At 58.8% G+C, this 17520-nt stretch carries 15 protein-coding genes and 1 pseudogene; 3 read left to right on the top strand and 13 right to left on the bottom strand.

The features are described 5' to 3' along the window. Nucleotides 1-37: 37 nt before the first annotated feature. From CRN80_RS10380 to CRN80_RS10360, 5 genes and pseudogenes are all read right to left on the bottom strand, one after another. The gene (locus tag CRN80_RS10380) at nucleotides 38-1132 is read right to left on the bottom strand and encodes a polyamine ABC transporter substrate-binding protein (protein WP_098950091.1); all 1095 of its coding nucleotides are present in this window, start codon (nucleotides 1130-1132) and stop codon (nucleotides 38-40) included. Between the two features lie 239 nt (nucleotides 1133-1371). Beyond that, nucleotides 1372-2466 (bottom strand): polyamine ABC transporter substrate-binding protein, encoded by a 1095-nt coding sequence (locus tag CRN80_RS10375; protein ID WP_032897707.1) that lies wholly within the window; start codon nucleotides 2464-2466, stop codon nucleotides 1372-1374. A gap of 183 nt (nucleotides 2467-2649) precedes the next feature. Next, nucleotides 2650-4014, bottom strand: a pseudogene (locus tag CRN80_RS10370) (aspartate aminotransferase family protein). Nucleotides 4015-4122: 108 nt separating this feature from the next. Continuing rightward, on the bottom strand, nucleotides 4123-5481 hold the full coding sequence (locus tag CRN80_RS10365; protein WP_003195249.1) for a glutamine synthetase family protein: 1359 nt from the start codon (nucleotides 5479-5481) through the stop codon (nucleotides 4123-4125). Between the two features lie 79 nt (nucleotides 5482-5560). Continuing rightward, nucleotides 5561-5800 carry a hypothetical protein gene (locus CRN80_RS10360; RefSeq protein ID WP_080765515.1) on the bottom strand — a complete coding sequence of 80 codons (240 nt, stop codon included), beginning with the start codon at nucleotides 5798-5800 and terminating at the stop codon, nucleotides 5561-5563. Between the two features lie 278 nt (nucleotides 5801-6078). Here CRN80_RS10360 and CRN80_RS10355 point away from each other — a divergent pair, with 278 nt between their 5' ends. Together CRN80_RS10355 and CRN80_RS10350 are read left to right on the top strand one after the other, a co-directional pair. Next, the gene (locus CRN80_RS10355; protein WP_003195252.1) at nucleotides 6079-7455 is read left to right on the top strand and encodes a glutamine synthetase family protein; all 1377 of its coding nucleotides are present in this window, start codon (nucleotides 6079-6081) and stop codon (nucleotides 7453-7455) included. A gap of 232 nt (nucleotides 7456-7687) precedes the next feature. Continuing rightward, nucleotides 7688-8317 (top strand): TetR/AcrR family transcriptional regulator, encoded by a 630-nt coding sequence (locus CRN80_RS10350; RefSeq protein WP_098950090.1) that lies wholly within the window; start codon nucleotides 7688-7690, stop codon nucleotides 8315-8317. Between the two features lie 520 nt (nucleotides 8318-8837). Here CRN80_RS10350 and CRN80_RS10335 read toward each other — a convergent pair. From CRN80_RS10335 to CRN80_RS10300, 8 genes are all read right to left on the bottom strand, one after another. Beyond that, a complete protein-coding gene (locus CRN80_RS10335) occupies nucleotides 8838-9053 on the bottom strand; it encodes a molybdopterin-binding protein (protein ID WP_003176783.1) in 216 nt (71 codons plus the stop codon). A gap of 19 nt (nucleotides 9054-9072) precedes the next feature. Continuing rightward, a complete protein-coding gene (gene ssuB / locus CRN80_RS10330) occupies nucleotides 9073-9879 on the bottom strand; it encodes an aliphatic sulfonates ABC transporter ATP-binding protein (RefSeq protein WP_032894631.1) in 807 nt (268 codons plus the stop codon). Next, nucleotides 9876-10661: an aliphatic sulfonate ABC transporter permease SsuC gene (gene ssuC / locus CRN80_RS10325; RefSeq protein WP_003195258.1), complete on the bottom strand. Its 786-nt coding sequence runs from the start codon at nucleotides 10659-10661 to the stop codon at nucleotides 9876-9878. Before ssuC ends, ssuB begins: the two co-directional genes overlap by 4 nt. 9 nt (nucleotides 10662-10670) lie before the next feature. After that, nucleotides 10671-11819 carry an FMNH2-dependent alkanesulfonate monooxygenase gene (gene ssuD, locus CRN80_RS10320; protein WP_098950088.1) on the bottom strand — a complete coding sequence of 383 codons (1149 nt, stop codon included), beginning with the start codon at nucleotides 11817-11819 and terminating at the stop codon, nucleotides 10671-10673. A gap of 26 nt (nucleotides 11820-11845) precedes the next feature. Beyond that, the gene (locus tag CRN80_RS10315) at nucleotides 11846-12814 is read right to left on the bottom strand and encodes a sulfonate ABC transporter substrate-binding protein (RefSeq protein WP_098950087.1); all 969 of its coding nucleotides are present in this window, start codon (nucleotides 12812-12814) and stop codon (nucleotides 11846-11848) included. A 97-nt stretch (nucleotides 12815-12911) separates the two neighbouring features. Next, nucleotides 12912-13505, bottom strand: a complete 594-nt coding sequence (ssuE, locus tag CRN80_RS10310; RefSeq protein WP_020301824.1) for an NADPH-dependent FMN reductase — start codon at nucleotides 13503-13505, stop codon at nucleotides 12912-12914. Between the two features lie 312 nt (nucleotides 13506-13817). Next, a complete protein-coding gene (locus CRN80_RS10305; protein WP_098950086.1) occupies nucleotides 13818-14456 on the bottom strand; it encodes a peroxiredoxin in 639 nt (212 codons plus the stop codon). Between the two features lie 274 nt (nucleotides 14457-14730). Then, entirely contained in the window at nucleotides 14731-16071 is a 1341-nt protein-coding gene (locus CRN80_RS10300; RefSeq protein ID WP_032894627.1) for an OprD family porin, read from the bottom strand. Between the two features lie 370 nt (nucleotides 16072-16441). Here CRN80_RS10300 and tauA point away from each other — a divergent pair, with 370 nt between their 5' ends. Beyond that, complete coding sequence (gene tauA, locus CRN80_RS10295; protein ID WP_098950085.1) at nucleotides 16442-17428, top strand: taurine ABC transporter substrate-binding protein; 987 nt, start codon at nucleotides 16442-16444, stop codon at nucleotides 17426-17428. The last annotated feature ends 92 nt before the right edge of the window (nucleotides 17429-17520 follow it).

Here is a 17520-nt window from a genome sequence, read left to right as displayed (position 1 = left end):
CCGGCCCAATGCGGGCCAGCCTTGGATAGTTTGAGCCTTACTTGCCCGTCTTGACCTTGGTCCAGCTACGGGTCATTAAACGCTGCACTTTCGGGGGTAGCTCAAAGTTGACGAATGTCCGCTCGAGAACCGCCTGCGGTGGGTAAACCGCTGCGTCAGTGCGTATCGATTGCTCCATCAGTTTGTCCGCCCCTGGGTTAGGGTTGGCGTAACCGACTTGATCGCTGACCTGAGCGATCACCTCAGGCTGCAGCAAATAGTTGATGAAGGCGTGGGCTTCCTTGACGTTGCTGGCATCCTTGGGAATCGCCAGCACGTCGAACCACAGGTTGCCGCCTTCTTTTGGAATCGTGTAGGCGATGTTCACGCCTTTGCCCGCCTCTGCTGCGCGAGCCTTGGCCTGGAACACATCGCCGGAGAAACCGGCCGCCACGCAGATGTTGCCGTTGGCCAAGTCCGAGATGTATTTGGAGGAATGGAAGTAGGTCACGTAGGGCCGCACTTTCAGCAATTTTTCCTCGGCTTTCTTGTAGTCGGCCGGGTTGGTGCTGTTGGGGTCCAGGCCCATGTAGTTGAGTACTGCCGGCAGCATTTCATCGGCCGAGTCCATGAACGACACGCCGCAAGTGGCCAGCTTCTTCATGTTTTCCGGTTCGAACAACACAGCCCAGGAGTCGATCTTGTCGACACCCAGCACTTGCTTGACCTTGTCGACGTTGTAGCCAATGCCGTTGGTGCCCCACAGGTACGGCACGGCGTATTGGTTGCCCGGGTCGTTCTTTTCCAGGCGTTTGAGCAGTACCGGGTCGAGGTTGGCGTAGTGGGTCAGCAGTGACTTGTCGAGCTTCTGGAACGCGCCAGCCTTGATCTGCTTGCCCAGGAAATGGTTGGACGGCACCACGACGTCGTAGCCGGTACGCCCGGCGAGCAACTTGCCTTCCAGGGTTTCGTTGGAGTCAAACACGTCATACACGGGCTTGATACCGCTGGCCTTTTCAAAGTTGACCAAGGTGTCGGGGCCGATGTAGTCCGACCAGTTATAAATATGCACCGTCGGTGCGGCCTGCACGCTGGCAGCCAGCGTGATACCTGCACCCACCAGCATGGCTTTGCGAAATAAAGAAATTGGCAAGTGGAGGTCCTCTTAATAGTTGGGGCCTTGAAGTTGTTGCCCGGCAACAAAACCGGCGCGCAACTTACCGTCGATAAACCGATCCGGCAAAACTTTCTGTCATTTATTTTCTGTACGGTTGCCGCTGTTTGTAGGAGCGAGCTTGCTCGCGAAGAACTCACAGGCAACGCGGGCGACCAGAGGCGCTGCGTTATCGTTGACGATTTTCGCGAGCAAGCTCGCTCCTACAGGTTTGTGCGTTATTTACCGGATTTGATTTTGGTCCAGCTACGGGTCATTTCACGCTGAGTTGCCGCCGGCATGTCGGCAATGGCGTAGAGCTTGGATTGCACTTCGGCCGACGGATAAATACCCGGGTCGCTGGTGATGTCTTTATCGACCAGGGCGGTGGCTTTCTCGTTACCGTTCGGGAAACGCACACTGTTGGTGATCGCGGCCATGACGTCTGGCTTGAGCAGGTAGTTCATGAATGCGTAGGCAGCGTCGACGTTTTCGGCATCCTTGGGAATGGCGACCATGTCGAAGAAGCTGCCAGCACCTTCCTTGGGAATGTCATAGGCGATCTTGACCTTGCCACCGGCTTCAGCCGCGCGGGTTTTGGCCTGTTCGATGTCACCCGAGTAGCCCACAGCCACGCAGATGTTGCCGTTGGCCAGGTCGGAGATGTACTTGGACGAGTGGAAGTAGCCGATCGAAGGACGGATTTTCATGAACAGGTCTTCGGCCTGTTTCAGATCAGCCTTCTTTGTAGTGTCGGTCGGCAGGCCCAGGTAATGCAGCGCTACCGGCAGCATTTCGGTTGGCGAATCGAGGAAGCTCACGCCGCAGCTTTTCAGCTTGGCGATGTTTTCCGGCTTCATCAGTACGTCCCACGAGTCGATCTTGTCCACGCCCAGTGCGGCCTTGACCTTCTCCGGGTTGTAGCCGATGCCCATCGAGCCCCACATGTACGGGAAGGCGTGCTTGTTGTCCGGGTCGCTGACCGATACAGCCTTGAGCAGGGATTTGTTCAGGTTGTCGTAGTTGGACAGCTTGGACTTGTCCAGCTCCTGGTAGACACCTGCCTTGATCTGCTTGGCGAGGAAGCTGTTCGACGGCACGACGATGTCGTAGCCGGACTTGCCCGCCAGCAACTTGGCTTCCAGGGTTTCGTTGCTGTCAAAAACGTCGTACACCACTTTGATGCCCGACTCTTTTTCAAAGTTGGCGATGGTGTCCGGTGCAATGTAGTCGGACCAGTTGTAGACGTGCAGCACTTTGCTGTCTGCCTGGGCCGCGCCCGCCATTGCGCCCATCAGGGACAAGGCGAGGAGGGTCTTGCCAGCGTTCTTCAAACCTAATGCCTTCATTTGGTGATGCTCCAATTTTTTCTTTTTTGGGCCACAAGCGTTGTATGTTTTACGGCCCAACCGAAGGGCAACAAAACAGGGCGACAGTCTGGCAAGTTCAGGGGCCGGCTTTCAACCAAAGCCCCTGCATTTTTAACTGCCCAATGCACCGCGCACTGAGCCTAGCACTTAGCCCTGCAAGGCAGCCAAAGTCAGGTCCAGGCAATGGCGGGCCTTGGTTACCAGCTCGTCGATTTCAGCCTTGCTGATGACCAGCGGCGGCGAAATGATCATGGTGTCGCCCACGGCGCGCATGATCAGGCCATTCTCGAAGCAGAAGGTTCGGCAGATCATGCCGGCGCCTTTGCCTTCGTGACGCTTGCGCGTCGCCTTGTCCTGCACCAGCTCGATCGCCCCGAGCATGCCGACGCCGCGTACTTCACCCACCAGCGGATGATCGCCCAGTTCCCTCAGACGTTTCTGCAAATACGGTGCCGTTTCTTCGTGCACACGGTTAACGATTTTTTCATCGCGCAGGATGCGGATGTTTTCCAGGGCCACAGCCGCAGCGACCGGGTGACCGGAGTAGGTAAAGCCGTGGTTGAAATCGCCCCCTTCGTTGAGCACCGCCACCACTTCGTCGCGCACGATCAGGCCGCCCATGGGCACGTAGCCCGAGGTCAGGCCCTTGGCGATGGTCATCATGTGTGGCTTGAGGTCGTAGAAATCGCTACCGAACCACTCACCGGTACGGCCGAAACCGCAGATCACTTCGTCGGCGACAAACAGAATGTCGTACTTGGCGAGGATTTCCTTGATGCGCGGCCAGTACGTGGCAGGCGGCACAATTACGCCACCGGCGCCCTGGATCGGCTCGGCAATAAAGGCGCCGACGTTGTCCACGCCCAGCTCCAGGATTTTCTCTTCCAACTGGTTGGCGGCCCACACACCGAATTCCTCGGGGCTCATGTCGCCGCCTTCGCCAAACCAGTACGGCTGGGCGATGTGGGTAATGCCCGGGATCGGCAAGTCGCCCTGCTCGTGCATATAGGTCATGCCGCCCAGACTGGCGCCGGCGACGGTAGAGCCGTGGTAGCCATTCTTGCGGGCAATGATGGTTTTCTTGTTGGGCTGGCCCTTGATCGCCCAGTAGTGGCGGACCATGCGCAACATGGTGTCGTTGCCTTCGGAGCCAGAGCCGGTGAAGAACACGTGGTTCATGCCGGCCGGCGCGACATCGGAAATGACCTTGGCCAACTCCAATACCGGCGGGTGTGCGGTCTGGAAGAACAGGTTGTAGTACGGCAGTTCTTTCATTTGCTTGGCGGCGGCATCGGCCAGTTCATCGCGACCGTAACCGATCGCCACACACCACAGGCCGGCCATACCGTCGAGGATCTTGTTGCCTTCGCTGTCCCACAGGTAAACGCCGTGGGCTTTGGTGATGATCCTTGGGCCTTTCTCTTTCAATTACTTGAAGTCGCTGAACGGCGCCAGATGGTGATCATTGCTCAAGGCTTGCCATTCACGGGTTTGCGGGTTGTTGCTGGACATACCGATCTCCTAGACTTTTCAGTGAAGGGCGCGCCTGGAGGGCGTGATCCCCGTAAATGACGGCCGTCATTTACGGGGATCACGCCTTCCAAGGGCGCGCCCGGCGCATCAGACGGCGAAGAGCAGGAATTCCCGCTCCCACGAACTGATCACGCGCTTGAAGTTTTCATGCTCGGCCCGCTTGACCGCGACGTAGCCTGTGATGAATTTTTGCCCCAGGTATTTCTCGATGGTCTTGCTGTTTTCCATGCGTTCCAGGGCGTCTTCGATGGTCAACGGCAGACGCAGGTTGCGTCGCTCGTAACCACGGCCCACCACCGGCGCGCTCGGGTTATGGCCTTCGACCATGCCGATGTAGCCGCACAACAGGCTGGCGGCAATCGCCAGGTACGGGTTGGCGTCGGCGCCCGGCAGGCGGTTTTCCACGCGGCGGTTCTGCGGGCCGGCATCCGGGACGCGCAGGCCGACAGTGCGGTTTTCTTCGCCCCATTCCACGTTCACCGGCGCCGAGGTATCGGGCAGGAAGCGGCGGAACGAGTTCACGTTGGGGGCGAATAAAGGCAGCAATTCAGGGATGAATTTCTGCAGGCCGCCAATGTGGTTGAGGAACAGTTGGCTCATGGTCCCGTCTTCATTGGAGAAGACGTTCTTGCCGGTGGCGATGTCGATGATGCTCTGGTGCAGGTGCATCGCGCTGCCGGGCTCGCCGGTCATGGGCTTGGCCATGAAGGTGGCGGCCACGTCGTGCTTGAGCGCGGCTTCGCGCATGGTGCGCTTGAACACCAGGATCTGGTCGGCCAGGGACAGGGCATCGCCGTGACGGAAGTTGATTTCCATCTGCGCAGTGCCGTCCTCGTGGATCAGGGTGTCGAGGTCCAGTTCCTGCAGTTCGCACCAGTCGTAGACGTCTTCGAACAGCGGGTCGAATTCGTTGGCCGCTTCTATAGAGAAGGACTGGCGACCGGTTTCCGGGCGGCCGGAGCGGCCAATCGGCGGTTGCAGCGGGAAGTCCGGGTCTTCGCAGCGCTTGGTCAGGTAGAACTCCATCTCCGGCGCCACGATGGGCTGCCAGCCGCGGTCGGAATAGAGCTTGAGGACTTTCTTGAGCACGTTGCGCGGCGACAGCTCGATCGGGTTGCCTTGCTTGTCGTAGGTGTCGTGGATCACCTGGGCGGTCGGCTCGATGGCCCACGGCACCAGAAATACCGCGTTCTGGTCGGGGCGGCAGATCATGTCGATGTCGGCCGGGTCGAGCAATTCGTAATAGATGTCGTCTTCGACATAGTCGCCGGTCACGGTCTGCAACAGAACGCTTTCGGGCAGGCGCATGCCTTTTTCGGCAATGAACTTGTTGGTCGGCGAGATCTTGCCCCGGGTAATACCGGTGAGGTCGCCAATCATGCATTCGACTTCTGTGATCTTGTGGTCTTTCAACCAATCGGTGAGCTGGTCGAGGTTGTTACTCATAAATGCCTCTGGGCTGGGTTTCCTGGCATCCATTAAAGGCCAGGCGTTGGTTGACGCAGCATCCGCGTCGTTTTTTCATTCAGGGTAGGAGCTTACCTGCCATTTGCCCATGGGTTGCATTCCTCAGGCCAAAGTTGTGCAGAATCACGATCGGCACAGCGGATGAGGGCAGGTCAGTGGCGTAGGAGATGGCAAAAAGGAGATCGGCCGGGCCGTCAAGAATATTGGCCGGTGCCTGGGCATTCACACGGGGCGAACGAGCTGCGGACAAAGCCTGGCTGGAGCAGGCGCAGACGCCGATTGGCGGCAGGTGAAACATGAAGCACCCCGGTATTATTGCTGTTATGGGTTTGAATCGAGCTTAGCCTTGTTCATTTTTTTACACAACACCCCCGTAAAAAATCCTACACGGCCCGCTCAAGCCTGCAGGTCCCAAGCCCCTCAAACCCAAAAAATCGCCCCAAAACCCCGCAAAAAAGGCTTCGTGGCGCTTTTTTAGGGCAAAAAATGCCTCGCTTGACTTCGGCAGGCCGTTCGGGTTGACTGAAACCAGAAAAGATCAATGATTGATATTTTTAACAACAAAGGTGTTGCATCATGTCGGTACCCCCGCGTGCCGTTCAGCTTAACGAAGCGAACGCGTTCCTTAAGGATCATCCTGAGGTTCTGTACGTAGACCTTCTAATTGCGGATATGAATGGTGTGGTGCGCGGTAAGCGCATCGAACGCACCAGCCTCCACAAGGTTTACGAGAAGGGCATTAACCTGCCTGCCTCTTTATTTGCCCTGGATATCAACGGCTCTACGGTGGAAAGCACCGGCCTGGGCCTGGACATCGGTGATGCTGACCGAATCTGTTATCCAATCCCCGACACCCTGTGCAATGAACCCTGGCAAAAGCGCCCTACCGCGCAACTGCTGATGACCATGCACGAACTCGAAGGTGAACCTTTCTTCGCCGATCCGCGCGAAGTGCTCCGCCAAGTTGTTACCAAGTTTGACGACCTCGGTCTGACCATCTGCGCCGCCTTCGAGCTTGAGTTCTACCTGATCGACCAGGAGAACGTGAACGGCCGCCCGCAACCGCCCCGCTCGCCGATCTCCGGCAAACGCCCGCACTCGACACAGGTCTACCTGATCGACGACCTCGACGAATACGTCGATTGCCTCCAGGACATTCTGGAAGGCGCCAAAGAGCAAGGCATCCCGGCGGACGCCATCGTCAAGGAAAGTGCCCCGGCGCAGTTCGAAGTGAACCTGCACCACGTTGCCGACCCGATCAAGGCCTGCGATTACGCGGTACTGCTCAAGCGCCTGATCAAGAACATCGCCTACGACCATGAGATGGACACCACCTTCATGGCCAAGCCTTACCCAGGCCAGGCAGGCAACGGTTTGCACGTACACATCTCCATTCTGGACAAGGACGGCAAGAACATCTTTGCCAGCGAGGATCCCGAGCAGAACGCCGCATTGCGTCACGCGATCGGCGGTGTGCTGGAGACCCTACCCGCCCAAATGGCGTTCCTGTGCCCTAACGTCAACTCCTACCGTCGTTTCGGCGCACAGTTCTACGTGCCGAACTCGCCGTGCTGGGGCCTTGATAACCGCACCGTGGCGATTCGCGTACCTACCGGCTCGTCCGATGCCGTGCGTATCGAACACCGCGTGGCCGGCGCCGATGCCAACCCTTACCTGCTGATGGCCTCGGTATTGGCGGGCGTGCACCACGGCCTGACCAACAAGATCGAGCCGAACGCTCCGGTGGAAGGCAACAGCTACGAGCAGAACGAGCAGAGCTTGCCGAACAACCTGCGCGATGCCCTGCGCGAGTTGGACGACAGCGAGGTGATGGCCAAGTACATCGATCCTAAATACATCGATATCTTCGTCGCCTGTAAGGAAAGTGAGCTGGAGGAGTTTGAACACTCCATCTCCGACCTTGAGTACAACTGGTACCTGCATACCGTGTAAGCGGTTGCTGCAATAAAAAGAACGCCGCTGATTTTGGTCAGTGGCGTTTTTTTATGGGTTTATTTTGGGAAACCGGGTTGGCCTCATCGCAGGCAAGCCAGCTCCCACCTTTGACCGAGTTCCAAGCTTGAAATGCGATCCACTGTGGGAGCTGGCTTGCCTGCGAAGGCGGCTTGGCAGACAACACAACCTTCCTACTCATACAATGCCCGCTGCCTTGTAGGAGACATCCATGACCACCCGCCCCGCCACTGTTCGCAAACCCCGCGCCCGCAGCCAGGCCCGGATCGACGCGATCCTCGACGCCGCCCGCACCTTGCTGGCCGCCGAAGGCGTGGCGAGTTTGTCGATCTACAGCGTGGCCGAACGGGCACAGATTCCGCCGTCGTCGGTGTACCACTTTTTCGCCAGTGTGCCGGCGTTGCTGGAGGCGTTGACCGCTGACATTCACGCGGCCTTTCGCGCTGCCATCCAGGCGCCCATCGAGCATGACTCACTCCAGCATTGGCGCGACCTGTCCTACATCGTCGAACAACGCATGCTTAGCATTTACAGCAATGATGCCGCGGCACGCCAGTTGATCCTGGCCCAGCATGGGTTGATCGAAGTGACCCAGGCTGATCGCCAGCATGATCTGGAATTGGGCGACTTGATGCTGGCGGTGTTCAATCGCCACTTTGAAGTGCCAACGCTACCGAGCGACGTGGATGTGTTTGCCCTGGCGTTGGAGTTGAGCGACCGCGTGTACGCGCGCTCGGTGCATCAGCATGGGCTGATTACGCCGCGCATGGCGGAGGAAGGGATGCGGGTGTTTGATGCGTATGTGGGGCTTTATTTGCCGGCCTACCTGCCCAAGCGCTGAATGCGGTGTTGTCTGGGCCGGCCTCATCGCAGCATAGGTATCTACACAACTGTGTGGGCTGTAGCAGCAGACGGTTACCACGATGCGAAGCGAGCCGCTCTTGATCTGCTTTTGATCTTAGGCGCCCCGTTAAACCACGCTGGCCGAACGCAGGCTTGAATTCGTGGGTAACCCGGCAGGACGCCGGGTTAGCCGCCCCGCGCCATGGATGGCGCGTGGCGGCGGCCCACGGATTCAAGCCTGTGTTCGGGCACACCGAGCCTAAGCGAGGTGCCGAGTGGTGGGGCAAGAGCGTTTTGCTTACTTTTGCGCTTTTCAAAAGTGAGCCGCCGTCAGGGCGGAACCCTAGGTGGCCGTTACCGCAGGAATGGATATGTACACGGTCCAACTATATTGACTGTTAGGCCGTCTTCGCAGGCAAGCCAGCTCCCACATTTTGATATGTGAATACATTCAAATGTGGGAGCTGGCTTGTCGGGTCGCCGCATCGCTGCGATAGCGCTCTCAAGGGCGGTGAAAATCACAACTTGGCAATCGACACCTCAGTGGACTTCACAAAGGCAATCACCTCACTGCCGATCACCAACTCCAACTCCTTGACCGAACGGGTGGTGATCACCGAAGTGACAATGCCGGACGCGGTCTGCACGTCAATTTCCGACAGCACGTCTCCGACCACGATCTCCTTGATGGTGCCTTTGAACTGGTTACGCACGTTGATGGCTTTAATCGTCATGGTGTTTTTCCTGTGTGGGTTATTGAGCCCAACGCAATTGCGTCGGCAGCGGTGAAACAGGTTCGGGTTCCGGTGGGGAACCGGGGAGCGACAGCACGCGGTTGAGCACTTCGGCTTCCAGCGCCGCCAGGCGGTGTGAGCCACGGGCCCGTGGGCGTGGCAGGTCGATGGTCAGGTCCAGGCCGATTTCGCCGTTTTCGATCAGAATCACGCGGTCGGCAATCGCCACGGCTTCGCTGACGTCGTGGGTCACCAGCAACACCGTGAAACCGTGCTTGCGCCACAGGTTTTCGATCAGTTGCTGCATCTCGATGCGGGTCAGGGCATCCAGTGCGCCCAGCGGCTCATCGAGCAGCAAAAGGCGCGGCTGGTGGATCAACGCCCGGGCGAGTGCTACGCGCTGTTTCTGGCCGCCGGACAACGCCGCCGGCCATTCATTGGCGCGCTCGGCCAAGCCGACCGCTTCCAGCGCTTGCAGCGCTTTGGGGCGCCAGTCACCGCTGAGTCCCAGGCCGACGTTGTCGATGATCTTTTTCCAGGGCAGCAAGCGCGCTTCCTGGAACATCAACCGCGTATCTTCAATCGCTTCGTGCAGTGGTGCGGAGCCGGCCAGCAGCTCGCCGCCACTGGCGTTGTCCAGCCCCGCCAACAGACGCAGCAAGGTACTTTTGCCGCAACCACTGCGGCCGACCACGGCCACGAACTGCCCTGCGGGAATATGCAGGTCAATCTCTTTGAGCACTTCGCGGGTACCAAAGGCCTTGCGCAATTTGCGCACCGCCAGCGGAATGCCCTTCAACAAGCGCGGAGGTTGTTGAGCGGTCATGCTGCACCTCCTTTGACTTGGTACGCCGGGTGCCAGCGCAGCCACACACGCTCCAGCCCACGGGCTGCGAGGTCGGCCAGTTTGCCGAGGATGGCGTACATGACGATGGCCAGCACCACCACGTCGGTTTGCAGGAATTCACGGGCATTCATCGCCAGGTAACCGATGCCGGAACTGGCCGAGATGGTTTCCGCCACGATCAGCGTCAACCACATGAAGCCCAGGGCGAAGCGCACCCCCACCAGAATCGACGGCAGCGCGCCCGGCAGGATCACTTGCCAGAACAGGCTGAAACCGGACAAGCCATAGCTGCGCGACATCTCTACCAGTGCCGGGTCGACATTGCGGATGCCGTGGTAGGTGTTCAAGTAGATCGGGAACAAGGTCCCCAGAGCCACCAGGAAAATCTTCGCGGTCTCATCGATGCCGAACCACAGGATCACCAGCGGAATCAGCGCCAAGTGCGGCACGTTGCGGATCATCTGCACGGAGCTGTCGAGCAAGCGTTCGCCCCACTTCGACAGCCCGGTGATAAAGCCCAGGGCCAAGCCGATGCTGCCACCGATCACAAAACCCAGGCCGGCGCGCCAGCCGCTGATGGCCAGGTGCGTCCAGATTTCGCCGCTGACCACCAGGTTAACCCCGGCTTCGATCACTGCACTCGGCGCTGGCAGAATGCGCGTCGACAACCAACCCGCCGACACTGACAACTGCCACACCGCCAGCAATAAGATCGGCAGCACCCAGGGCGCCACGCGATGGCTGATTTTTTCTAAGTCCATAACGGCGCCTCAGCTCTGTGACGCAGCTTTGGGAAGGATGTCGTTGGCGACCATCTCGCCGAACGGGCTGACGTAGCCGGCGCTTTTGGGCAGCTCGGGACGTTCGCTATCCAGGTGCGGGAACAACAGCTCCGCCACCCGATACGACTCTTCCAGGTGTGGATAACCGGAGAAGATAAAGGTATCGATACCCAGGTCCGCGTACTCCTTGACCCGCGCCGCAACCGTTGGGCCATCGCCCACCAGCGCCGTCCCTGCGCCGCCACGTACCAGGCCGACGCCGGCCCACAGGTTGGGGCTGACTTCCAGGTTGTCACGGCTACCGCCGTGCAAGGCTGCCATGCGTTGCTGGCCCACCGAATCGAAGCGCGCCAAGGACGCCTGGGCGCGGGCAATGGTCTCGTTGTCCAGGTGGGAGATCAGTTTGTCGGCGGCTTTCCAGGCTTCGTCATTGGTTTCGCGCACGATCACATGCAAGCGAATACCGAAGCGCACCGTGCGCCCAAGCTTTGCGGCTTTGGCGCGTACTTGCGCGATTTTTTCGGCGACGGCTGCCGGCGGCTCGCCCCAGGTCAGCACCATTTCCACCTGTTCGGCCGCCAGGTCCTGGGCGGCCTCGGAGGAACCGCCGAAATACAGTGGCGGGCGTGGCTGCTGGATCGGTGGGTAGAGCAATTTGGCGCCTTTGACGCTGATGTGTTCGCCGTCGTAGTCCACGGTCTCGCCTTCCAGCACACGGCGCCAGATGCGGGTGAATTCCACCGACGCCTGGTAGCGTTCTTCATGGCTCAAGAACAAACCGTCGCCAGCCAGTTCTTCCGGATCGCCACCGGTGACCAGGTTGAACAGCGCACGACCTCCAGACAGTCGATCCAGGGTCGCGGCCTGGCGCGCGGCCACGGTCGGGGAGATGATCCCGGGGCGCAGGGCAACCAGAAATTTCAAGCGCTGGGTCACGGGGATCAGCGAAGCGGCCACCAACCACGAGTCTTCGCAGGAGCGACCCGTAGGGATCAACACCCCGCCGAAACCCAGGCGGTCAGCGGCCTGGGCCACTTGTTGCAGGTAACCGTGGTCGACAGCGCGGGCGCCTTCGGCGGTGCCAAGGTAATGACCGTCGCCGTGGGTGGGCAGGAACCAGAAAATATTGAGGCTCATGGAGTTGTCTCCTGAATGAAGTCGGATTACGGCGCTTTGGCAACCGCGGCGGGTGGCGTCCAGATCACGTCCTTGATGCTCAAGGGCTTGGGGATCAATTTGAGTTGGTAGAAGCTGTCGGCGATTTTCTGCTGGGCGGCGACCACTGCCGGGGTCAAAAACAGCGCGCCATAGCCCTGGCGTTTCACCGACGTGAGGGTGATATCTGCCGGCAGGCCGAGCAGTGGCGCGACCTGGTCAGTCACTTCCTGGGGGTTGGCCTTGGACCATTCGCCTACCGCACGCACTTCTTCCACCAGCGCCTTGATCACTTGCGGGTGTTGTTCGGCGTAGGGCTTGGTGGCCAGGTAAAACTGATGGTTGTCGGCGATACCGGTGCCGTCTCGCAGGGTGCGCGCTTGCAGTTGCTTCTCGGCGGCGGCCTGGTACGGGTCCCAGATCACCCAGGCGTCCACGCTGCCACGCTCGAACGCGGCACGGGCATCGGCGGGCGGCAGGAACACGGTCTTCACGTCGGTGTAGTTGAGGCCGGCGTCTTCCAGGGCACGCACCAGCAGGTAGTGCACGTTGGAGCCTTTGTTGAGCACGACCTTTTTACCCTTGAGTTCGGCCACCGATGTGATCGGCGAGTCCTTGGGCACCAGGATCGCTTCGCTGGTAGGTGCGGGTGGTTCGTAGGCGACATAGAGCAGATCGGCGCCAGCCGCCTGGGCAAACACCGGTGGGGTTTCGCCGGTAACGCCGAAGTCGATGGAGCCGACGTTCAGGCCCTCGAGCAATTGCGGGCCACCGGGAAACTCGGTCCACTGCACCTGCACACCTTGGGCGGCCAGGCGTTTTTCCAGGGTGCCCTTGGCCTTGAGCAGCACCAAGGTGCCGTACTTCTGATAACCGATCCGCAAGGTCTCGGCGGCGTGGGCTTGAACAATGGCGCCGAAGGACACAGCCGCAGCAAAGAGTGCGACCAGACCACGACGCAAGATGACAGTGCGCATGGCGCTCTCTCCAACTGTGCGATTAGGGTTTTGGCTGCACCTGCTTGGCCGTTGTCGGCTGAGTAAGGTGAGGGTTTCCAGCTTTTCGGGGTGAGGCTCAGATGCTCCAGCGAGCACTCAACAAACGTTCATTCAATACGTCAGGGTCCAGCGGTTTTGGCCGGCGCGCCATGGCGCTGTAGAGCTGCTCCAGGGCTTCGTGCAGACGCTGCTCGAGTACCGGCACCAGTTGCGCCTGCACGCTGCCTTCGCCATAAGCGATCTGGCTGTCTTCGGCAAAAATACCGTGGAGCAATTCCTGGGCCTTGAGGGCCGACAGCACCGGCTTCAGGGCGTAGTCCACCGCCAGCATGTGGGCGATGCTGCCGCCGGTCGCCATCGGCAATACCACCTTATGGGCTAAAGCACGCTCCGGCAGCAGGTCCAATACGGTTTTCAACGCCCCGGAAAACGACGCCTTGTACACCGGCGTGGCGATTACCAAGCCGTCGGCATTGGCGACTTGTTGCAGCAGGTCGATGACCTTGGGGCTGTCGAAGCGCGCGTGCAGCAAGTCTTCAGCCGGGAAGTCCCGTATCTGGTAACTCACCACTTCCACGCCTTGCTGTTGCAGCCACTGACGGGTTTTATCCAGCAAGACCCCAGAGCGGGAACGCTGGCTGGGGCTGCCTCCAAGTGTTACGACCAGCATGCAGGAGATTCCTTGAGCAAGTGTCGGCGGTTCGCTGTACGGCGATGGCGCCAAGATGGGATAGACCTTATCAGCAGATTTATATATCTATAAATCTTATTTATTCATTTGTTTATTCCATAAATACATAAGCGTTTAATCAATCGCCAGGCGAAAAAAAAGGCCGTCGAAACGGCCTGAAAACCCCTGCTGTGTGAGACGGTTTGGAAACATGTGTTGTTGATAAGGCCGCTATCGCGGGCAAGCCCGGCTCCCACAGGGGAATGCGGTCAACTGTGGGAGCCGGGCTTGCCCGCGATGGCGATATCAGCCTTAACGATTGGGTTGTGGGGTAAGGCGCAGGTACGGCTTCACCGCGCGATAGCCCTTGGGAAAGCGTTTTTTGATCTCTTCCTCGTCCTTGAGCGACGGCACGATCACCACTTCGTCCCCATCCTGCCAGTTGGCCGGCGTCGCCACCTTGTGGTTGTCGGTCAGCTGCAGCGAGTCGATCACCCGCAGGATTTCATGGAAGTTACGCCCGGTGCTGGCCGGGTAAGTGATGGTCAGGCGGATCTTCTTGTTCGGGTCGATCACGAACAAGGAGCGCACGGTGAGGGTATCGCTGGCATTCGGGTGGATCAGGTCGTAGAGGTCCGAGACCTTGCGGTCGGCGTCGGCCAGGATCGGGAAGTTGACCACGGTGTTCTGGGTCTCGTTGATGTCGTCGATCCACTTGTGGTGCGAATCCACCGGGTCTACCGACAGGGCGATGGCCTTGACCCCACGCTTGGCGAATTCATCCTTGAGCTTGGCGGTGAAACCCAGTTCGGTAGTGCACACCGGCGTGAAGTCCGCCGGGTGGGAAAACAACACGCCCCAGCTGTCGCCCAGCCATTCATGGAAACGAATCTTGCCGGCGCTGGAATCCTGTTCGAAGTCGGGGGCGATGTCGCCCAGTCTTAGGCTCATGGTATGGCTCCTGGTGAGTGCTTATGGAGCCCACTGTGCATGGATTTCTTGTGATTTAAAAAGAATAAATATCGATTTATCTAGACGATAAAAGAATATTAAAAATCAGTTCATTGGACTTGGGAACGGCCTGAGGCCAACATCGCTTTCAAGGTTCGAGAAGGCCTTGAGACGCTGCAAAAAAGAAGGGTTCAGGAAGGGCTTGCGGGGGTTGAGCCCGACTTGAACAGCAAGACACCTTGCCCGGCATTGCGCCGGGCAAGGTTTTACAGTCTTACAACAGCGGGATCGAGTAGCTGACGATCAAGCGGTTTTCGTCTTGGTTACGCGCGTTGGCGATGTCGCTGCGCCACATAGCGTTTTTCCATGCCACGCCGACGTTCTTCAGCGGACCTTCCGGTACGACGTAGGCAACAGTGATGTCACGTTCCCACTCGGACTGGCCGGTGAACTCGGTACGGTTGCTGGCGACGGTGTCGATATGGTCGCCCTTGAGGTAAACCACACCCGCGGTCAGGCCAGGTACGCCGACTTTGGCGAAGTCGTAGGAGTAGCGAGCTTGCCAGGTACGCTCGCCGGCACGGGCGAACTTCTGGATCTGCATGTCGGTGGTGATGTAAGCCGACGAACCGTCACCCTGGTTCAGCCAAGGGAAGTCGCTGCTGCCGTTGCTGACCTGGTAACCGCCACCGAAGGTGTGACCGGCCACCGAGTACAGGAACAGGCCGCTGTACAGGTTGTTGTCGACTTTGCCACGGCCGGAGTTCACGCCGCTGTAGTTGCCCGTCGAGAAGTAAGCGGACTGGTTGCCGTTGTTACCATCGTCGGAGCTGTTGAAGTAACGCAGGTCAGACTTCAGCACGCCAGGACCGATAGCCCAGTTGTGGGTCAGGCCCAGGAAGTGTTGCTTGTAGAAATCTTCCAGGTTGCCGTAGTAGTACTGGGCGGTCAGATCCTTGGTGATCTTGTAGTCGCCACCGGCGTAGTAGAACTTGTTGCTCGAACGCCAGTTCACGCCACGGCTGTTGGCGCCGGAGATGGACAGGCTTTCGTTGTTGCTGGAGTTACGGCCCTTGGCTTTTTCGATCTGGCCGGCAACCAGGGTCAGGTCCTTGATGTCGCTGGAGGTGATCTGGCCACCCTGGAAGGTCTGCGGCAGCATACGACCATCGTTGGTGACGATGACCGGCAGCTTAGGCTGCAAGGTACCCAGCTTCAGTTCGGTCTGGGAAATCTTGGCCTTGGCGGTCAGGCCCAGGCTCGAGTAGTTATCAACGGCTTCGCCATTGGACTTGCTCGGGAAGATGGTGCCGCCGTAGGAGCTGGCAGTCGCGCCGTTGGTACCGCCACCCGAATCCAGGCGAACGCCCAGCAGGCCGATTGCGTCAAGACCGAAGCCAACGGTGCCTTGGGTGTAACCGGAGATGAAACGCAGATCGAAGCCTTGGCCCCACTCTTCGTTCTTGTTCGCACCAGCGCCTTCGCGGTTATCGGTGTTGATGTAGAAGTTGCGCAGGCCCAGTGTGGCCTTGCTGTCTTCGATGAAACCGGCAGCGCCTGCTTGCTGGGCGATTGCGCCCAACGCTACAGCCACAGCCAAGGTGGACTTCTTCATGTACCGCTCCTCTCATTTCTAATTTTTGTATTTCTTTGGTCTCGGGTCTGACGCCCTCGATCCACAGATGCGCGATTAGCGCCAGATAGTGACTACCAAGTCAATCGTAACCTTGTGTGTCTACTACCTTCGTCTAATCGCAGTTGATTTGGTCCCTGCAGGGTAATGAGTTTTTCATACACCCAAAAAGAATTATTTCATTCTTTTTCATACGATCCAGGAATAAGTCTTTCCGTGAAGCTGGCCGGTCAGGATAGACGCGCCGCTCCATAAGCTAATTCCTAAAGGGTATTTACTGGTGCTTTTTTAGATCGATTAGTGTGGCCGTACGGTTGCATACGTCACTCACGATCAAAAAGGCGACGCCATCATGGCCAAACGCACATCCTCCCGTCAATTTGTTACAGTTTTTGTATCGCTATTACTTTCTTTTGGTGTCAACGCCGCCGACCTGACGGTGGGCTACCAGACCGGCATCGATCCCAGCAAGGTTCCCCAGGCCGACGGCCTCTACGAAAAAGCCATTGGCGAAAAAATCGCCTGGCGCCGCTTCAACAGCGGGCCAGAGGTGGTCACGGCCATCGCTTCGGGTGATGTACAAATCGGTAATCTCGGCTCCAGCCCGCTTGCGGCGGCGGCGTCGCGCAACCTGCCGATTGTGGCGTTTATCGTATCGGCACAGATCAACGCTTCTGAAGCCCTGGTGGTGCGCAACGGCAGTGGCATCGACAGCCCCCAAGACCTGATCGGCAAAACCATCGCCACCCCGTTCGTCTCAACCTCCCATTACAGCCTGCTCGGCGCGCTGAAACACTGGGGGCTGGACACCAAACAAGTCAAAGTGGTGAACCTGCAACCGGCCGAAATCGCCGCCGCCTGGAAACGTGGCGATATTGATGGGGCTTTCGTGTGGTCGCCGGCTTTGGGCGAAATCCGCAAGACCGGCAAAACCCTCACAGATGCGGCGCAAGTGGGCCAATGGGGCGCACCCACATTTGAGGTGTGGGTGGCGCGCAAGGATTTTGCGCAAAAACATCCTGACGTCGTGGCCAAATTTGCCAAGGTCACCCTGGATGCCTTTGCCGACTATGCCGCCCACAAAGACAGCTGGACGGTGGATTCCGAGCCAGTGCAGAAAATCGCCAAATTGACAGGTTCAAATGCCGACGACATTCCGGAGCTGTTGGCGGGCACAACGTTTCCGGATGCGCAGGCACAGCAAACCGCTGCGTTGCTCAAGGGCGGCACGGCGAAGGCGATTGGGGAGACGGCGAAGTTCTTGAAGGAACAGGGGAAGGTGGAGACGGTGCTGCCGGATTATTCGGCCTATGTGACCGATAAATTCGTCACAGAATAAAAGCGCGGTCCAGTGTGGGAGCGGGCTTGCTCGCGAAGGCGGTGGTTCAGTCATTGATGTATTGACTGACACTGCGCTTTCGCGAGCAAGCC

Origin of the sequence: Pseudomonas sp. FDAARGOS_380 (assembly GCF_002591235.1) — a bacterium.
GTDB classification, from domain to species: Bacteria; Pseudomonadota; Gammaproteobacteria; order Pseudomonadales; family Pseudomonadaceae; genus Aquipseudomonas; species Aquipseudomonas salmasensis.
Note: the sequence above shows the minus strand (reverse complement) of the source record. Positions and strands in the feature narration are given on the sequence as shown.

Coding starts and splice junctions, on each gene's coding strand:
- CRN80_RS10365 (WP_003195249.1), bottom strand. CDS start 5,481: ATGAGTAACAACCTCGACCAGCTCACCGATTGGTTGAAAGACCACAAG.
- CRN80_RS10360 (WP_080765515.1), bottom strand. CDS start 5,800: ATGTTTCACCTGCCGCCAATCGGCGTCTGCGCCTGCTCCAGCCAGGCT.
- CRN80_RS10355 (WP_003195252.1), top strand. CDS start 6,079: ATGTCGGTACCCCCGCGTGCCGTTCAGCTTAACGAAGCGAACGCGTTC.
- CRN80_RS10350 (WP_098950090.1), top strand. CDS start 7,688: ATGACCACCCGCCCCGCCACTGTTCGCAAACCCCGCGCCCGCAGCCAG.
- CRN80_RS10335 (WP_003176783.1), bottom strand. CDS start 9,053: ATGACGATTAAAGCCATCAACGTGCGTAACCAGTTCAAAGGCACCATC.
- ssuB (WP_032894631.1), bottom strand. CDS start 9,879: ATGACCGCTCAACAACCTCCGCGCTTGTTGAAGGGCATTCCGCTGGCG.
- ssuC (WP_003195258.1), bottom strand. CDS start 10,661: ATGGACTTAGAAAAAATCAGCCATCGCGTGGCGCCCTGGGTGCTGCCG.
- ssuD (WP_098950088.1), bottom strand. CDS start 11,819: ATGAGCCTCAATATTTTCTGGTTCCTGCCCACCCACGGCGACGGTCAT.
- CRN80_RS10315 (WP_098950087.1), bottom strand. CDS start 12,814: ATGCGCACTGTCATCTTGCGTCGTGGTCTGGTCGCACTCTTTGCTGCG.
- ssuE (WP_020301824.1), bottom strand. CDS start 13,505: ATGCTGGTCGTAACACTTGGAGGCAGCCCCAGCCAGCGTTCCCGCTCT.
- CRN80_RS10305 (WP_098950086.1), bottom strand. CDS start 14,456: ATGAGCCTAAGACTGGGCGACATCGCCCCCGACTTCGAACAGGATTCC.
- CRN80_RS10300 (WP_032894627.1), bottom strand. CDS start 16,071: ATGAAGAAGTCCACCTTGGCTGTGGCTGTAGCGTTGGGCGCAATCGCC.
- tauA (WP_098950085.1), top strand. CDS start 16,442: ATGGCCAAACGCACATCCTCCCGTCAATTTGTTACAGTTTTTGTATCG.